Source organism: Syntrophothermus sp. (genome assembly GCF_013314835.1).
Taxonomy (GTDB): domain Bacteria; phylum Bacillota; class Syntrophomonadia; order Syntrophomonadales; family Syntrophothermaceae; genus Syntrophothermus; species Syntrophothermus lipocalidus.
Window position 1 is genome coordinate 1 of record NZ_JABUEX010000124.1, and the last position, 3,524, is coordinate 3,524.

Annotated in this window: 8 protein-coding genes; 2 read left to right on the forward strand and 6 right to left on the reverse strand. The window is 53.3% G+C overall.

Features of this window, described 5'->3' with window-relative positions; translation table 11 throughout:
- Nucleotides 1–21 precede the first annotated feature (21 nt).
- A complete protein-coding gene (locus HPY90_RS15385; RefSeq protein ID WP_287195795.1) occupies nt 22–291 on the reverse strand; it encodes a type II toxin-antitoxin system HicB family antitoxin in 270 nt (89 codons plus the stop codon).
- Between the two features lie 589 nt (nt 292–880).
- Here HPY90_RS15385 and HPY90_RS15390 point away from each other — a divergent pair.
- Nucleotides 881–1,129: a hypothetical protein gene (locus HPY90_RS15390; RefSeq protein ID WP_287195796.1), complete on the forward strand. Its 249-nt coding sequence runs from the start codon at nt 881–883 to the stop codon at nt 1,127–1,129.
- Nucleotides 1,126–1,344: a DUF2283 domain-containing protein gene (locus tag HPY90_RS15395; RefSeq protein ID WP_287195798.1), complete on the forward strand. Its 219-nt coding sequence runs from the start codon at nt 1,126–1,128 to the stop codon at nt 1,342–1,344. Before HPY90_RS15390 ends, HPY90_RS15395 begins: the two co-directional genes overlap by 4 nt.
- Before the next feature lie 198 nt (nt 1,345–1,542).
- Here the strand turns inward: HPY90_RS15395 and HPY90_RS15400 are convergent, their stop codons facing one another.
- From HPY90_RS15400 to HPY90_RS15420, 5 genes are all read right to left on the reverse strand, one after another.
- Nucleotides 1,543–2,025, reverse strand: a complete 483-nt coding sequence (locus tag HPY90_RS15400) for a type II toxin-antitoxin system VapC family toxin (protein WP_287195800.1) — start codon at nt 2,023–2,025, stop codon at nt 1,543–1,545.
- On the reverse strand, nt 2,013–2,264 hold the full coding sequence (locus HPY90_RS15405; RefSeq protein WP_287195802.1) for an AbrB/MazE/SpoVT family DNA-binding domain-containing protein: 252 nt from the start codon (nt 2,262–2,264) through the stop codon (nt 2,013–2,015). Before HPY90_RS15405 ends, HPY90_RS15400 begins: the two co-directional genes overlap by 13 nt.
- Before the next feature lie 41 nt (nt 2,265–2,305).
- On the reverse strand, nt 2,306–2,494 hold the full coding sequence (locus HPY90_RS15410; RefSeq protein WP_287195803.1) for a YlcI/YnfO family protein: 189 nt from the start codon (nt 2,492–2,494) through the stop codon (nt 2,306–2,308).
- A gap of 121 nt (nt 2,495–2,615) precedes the next feature.
- Complete coding sequence (locus HPY90_RS15415; protein ID WP_287195804.1) at nt 2,616–2,867, reverse strand: CopG family antitoxin; 252 nt, start codon at nt 2,865–2,867, stop codon at nt 2,616–2,618.
- Between the two features lie 73 nt (nt 2,868–2,940).
- Nucleotides 2,941–3,243 (reverse strand): hypothetical protein, encoded by a 303-nt coding sequence (locus tag HPY90_RS15420; RefSeq protein ID WP_287195806.1) that lies wholly within the window; start codon nt 3,241–3,243, stop codon nt 2,941–2,943.
- Nucleotides 3,244–3,524: the final 281 nt, after the last annotated feature.

Sequence of the window (3,524 nt, forward strand, 5' to 3'; positions counted from 1 at the left end):
CGGCTGATAAAATCGCGGCGTTTACAGGGCGCCCAGCGAGTCATGGCGCGGCTCCTGGTTGAGGTCAATGTTGCCGATCACCGGCAGGGGGTGTTTGAGTTTAAGCCCCAAAAGGATCCACTCTTCGAGGGTCGAACGCAGTTCCCTCTCGCATTCCCGCAGCGTATTCCCAAAGGCAACCACGCCGGGGCAGAGCGGGATGCGCCCGGCGAAGGTGCCATCCTCCAACTTATCGTAAACGGCCTGCGCCATGCCTTGCTCGATATATTCGGTAAGGATGAGAAAAGCCACCTAAAGCACCTCCTTTGGTTGATTGCCAAATTTCATTATACCATACCACGAAAAATTATCTTTCAGCCGCTTCTTTCAGTTCTCCTCACGGGACTGCTACCTTTACAATTGTGGAAAGCGAGCGCAGGAGAAAATGCCCTGCCTCGAAGATTTCCAGAAGAACCGGCTCTCCGTCTGCCGCAAAATGGACGATTACCTGCCCGCCGCAGGCGAAGCTTCTCCCTTATCTGTTTGGGCAGCGTCAGCTGGCCTTTTGAGGTCATTTTAATCCTGTGCATGTCGGTGCTCCTTACTTTATTACGCGGATTGCTTTTTTTGGTCAAGAGTTGAGTTCACCAGATCGCGGCCGCTTCTTTGAGCAGCGCCTTGTTTTTTAAGAATTTTCAGCGTGGCCCTTCCAGGTAGACCCAAGCATTTGCGTCCGCCCACGCCAGGCGGCTTCGAAGATGGTATATTCTTTGAGAAGGCAAAGCGCGCTGGAGCAGCAGGGGTCAAGGAGGAGAGACCTCTAGTATTGTACCCCGAACGCGGGTGATGCCTTGACTCTAACGAGAAGGATGCTATACTGAAACCGACGGAGGTTTTGGTTTTGAAGACTACCCGGTACTTTGAGGAGCAAGTCTTGCGAAAGCGCCCCTATATCCGGCGTGAATGGTGCGAAGCGGTTCTGCGTAACCCAGAACACACCGAGAGGCAACCGGATGGGCGGGTACGTTACTGGATGTTTGTGCCAGAGATCGGCAAATATCTCCGTGTAGTGACGCTGGAAGATGGCGAGACCGTTCATAACGCCTTTCCAGACAGGGATTTCAAGCCGGCAAAAGGAGGGAAAAGATGAAGCTGTGTTATTATCCGGAAACCGATTCCCTTTATATTGAGCTTTCAGAAAAAGTAAGCGTCGATTCCAGGGAGGCCGCCCCAGGAGTAGTTCTCGACTTTGACTCCGAGGGTCGCCTGGTTGGTATTGACATCGATCAAGTCAGCAGGATTACAGAGCTCTCGCGCGTCGTGGTTTCATCGCTGCCAGCGGTCGAGTTTGTCAGCGGCAGCTGAGCTTCGTTCCTCCGTGGAATATTTTTTCCGGATTGTCTTCAGCGATTGAATACCTGGCTGCCGGCCGGGGGGTTGCAGGTTCGCATCCTGCGCGCTGATTGAGGACGCCGGGGAGCCGGTTGTGACAGAAACACCGATTATCGCGCCTTTAGAAGTAGAGGTAAATTATTCGCCTCCTGAAGAGCATTGCCAGCATTCCTATCCCAGGGAGTGAGAGCCGGGCGGAAGCGGTGGCAGCAGGTCCCTCAGGAAAGCCACCTGGACGGTTTCGACCTGCTCCGGGAGCTCCAGGTCGTTGGTGAGGAACAGGGTCGCCCTTCTTTCCAGCGCCGTCGCCAGCTGAACGGCATCCGGGGTCCGCACCCGGTACTTGCTGCGGATTCCGGCGCACCGCACGGCAGTATCAAGCGTAAAAGGGGCGAGTTCCAGGTTCGGGTAAGAGGAGAGGAGCATCAGGTATTCCTCGCAGACCTCTTCGCGCCCCAGTGTTTTGGGTCTGACCAGGATTTCTGCAACAGTTAGCACGGAGGTGACGGCCCGGAATTTCCCCCGCTCCAGAGGAGCAAAGAGCGCGCTTTTGAGCTCTTCCGCCCAGGCGCCTGCCTCAAGGTAGTAAATAAAACAGTTGGTGTCGAGGGCAATCACCCTGTGGCCCTGCAGCACCTGCTTCAGCTTTCCCATTGCTCCCTTTCCTTCCTCACGTAAGCATCGGGGTCAACGCCCTCCCAGACCTGGCGGTGCAGACCGAAAAGCCGCTCGGCGTAGCTTTTAGGTTTGGGAGTGACAACCACGACGTTCCCCGTTTTTCTAAGCAGTACTTCGTCTCCCCCGGAGAGCCCCAGTTCCTTTCTTACACGGGCAGGCAGAACCATCTGGCCGCGCGCGCCCAGTTTCACTGTTTCCACATCTGCATCATACATAACAGGTTTCCCTCCAACATTTATTTAAGTTTGCATACATTTTAGCATGGAATACAGAATAAAGGCAAGATGTTGAACCGTCCGAGCGGGGGCTGGGAAACGGCGGGAAGGTACCGCTCGAGGGCTTCGATGACGAGCTCGCTCTTGCTCTTGCCGGTGCGGGCGGCGGTCCTGCTCAGAACGTCGAGCAAATCCTTCTTGCTTTCCGGAACGTAGATGTTCAGCTGCATTCGAAAACACCTCTGCATAACATCCCTATATATAGAGTATAGCTATAGAGCCGGGGAGTAAACGGCTTTTTCCGGATTGTCTTCGGCGATTGAACACCTGCAGCATCATCCTCAACTGCGGTTAGTGCTGGGCCTCAAAGTATCGTTTTACTGCCATTCGGACAAAGGTAGAGCGGTCCATCCCCAGGCGGCGCGCTTCCCTGCTGATGGCCAGCATGTCTCCGGCGTCAAAGCGTACTGTCAGGACAAGGCGTTTCGGCTTGTATTCCACCGCCTCCACCTCGCCGGCAGCAAACTCGGTGGCATCATGGGTATCCCAGAACTCCGCCATCTCTTCGATGCTTTTGAACTCGGGCACCTCTTTTCTTGTCATCACTATCTACCTCCTAACCAGCAGTGGGGTTTCTAAAAAAGTTCCAATTGGCTGCCCGGCATTATGCCGCGCCCTAAATGTGTTTCAGGTAATAATCGCGCTCCTTTGCGGTCATTTCCCGCACCGTTACCGGCATAAACATGTTCTTTAAGGGCGGCTCAGAGAGTACAATCCCTGGGATTAATAAATATCTCCCTTCTGCCGTCCGCCCGTAGACCAGATAGGCCGGTGACCGCCCGAGTGATTTGGTTCTTACCCATAAAGGTGGGAACTCGGTATTTTCCAAAACTTCGTGCACTTCAATCGGTGAAGCCCGCTTCGCAAAATGCTTTGCACGATCAGCAGGAATGTAACAGCCGGTTATTTTAGGCGGCATTGTTCCCCTCCGGAAATACAGCGTTGCACTACATCAGTTATATAATAGCATACATAATGAATCTCAACAAACATGAATCTAAACGAAAGTTTTATTCAACTTGAAACTCAGCCGGTGAATAATGCTTTATAATGAAGCTGCAGGGGTAACCCATCTGTGCCGGAAATAGAGAAAGAACAAGAAGTGATGTCGATGCGCAGGGCTTTTAAATTGCTCTTTATATTGGGCATTGCTGTTTTGCTTGCCGCTGCAGGGCTTCGGCAGCTGGGAATAGATAAAGC

What these genes read in the sequence shown, in the direction of transcription:
- HPY90_RS15395 (WP_287195798.1), top strand. Translation starts at nt 1,126, where the DNA reads ATGAAGCTGTGTTATTATCCGGAAACCGATTCCCTTTATATTGAGCTT.
- HPY90_RS15405 (WP_287195802.1), bottom strand. Translation starts at nt 2,264, where the DNA reads ATGTATGATGCAGATGTGGAAACAGTGAAACTGGGCGCGCGCGGCCAG.
- HPY90_RS15400 (WP_287195800.1), bottom strand. Translation starts at nt 2,025, where the DNA reads ATGGGAAAGCTGAAGCAGGTGCTGCAGGGCCACAGGGTGATTGCCCTC.
- HPY90_RS15415 (WP_287195804.1), bottom strand. Translation starts at nt 2,867, where the DNA reads ATGACAAGAAAAGAGGTGCCCGAGTTCAAAAGCATCGAAGAGATGGCG.
- HPY90_RS15410 (WP_287195803.1), bottom strand. Translation starts at nt 2,494, where the DNA reads ATGCAGCTGAACATCTACGTTCCGGAAAGCAAGAAGGATTTGCTCGAC.
- HPY90_RS15420 (WP_287195806.1), bottom strand. Translation starts at nt 3,243, where the DNA reads ATGCCGCCTAAAATAACCGGCTGTTACATTCCTGCTGATCGTGCAAAG.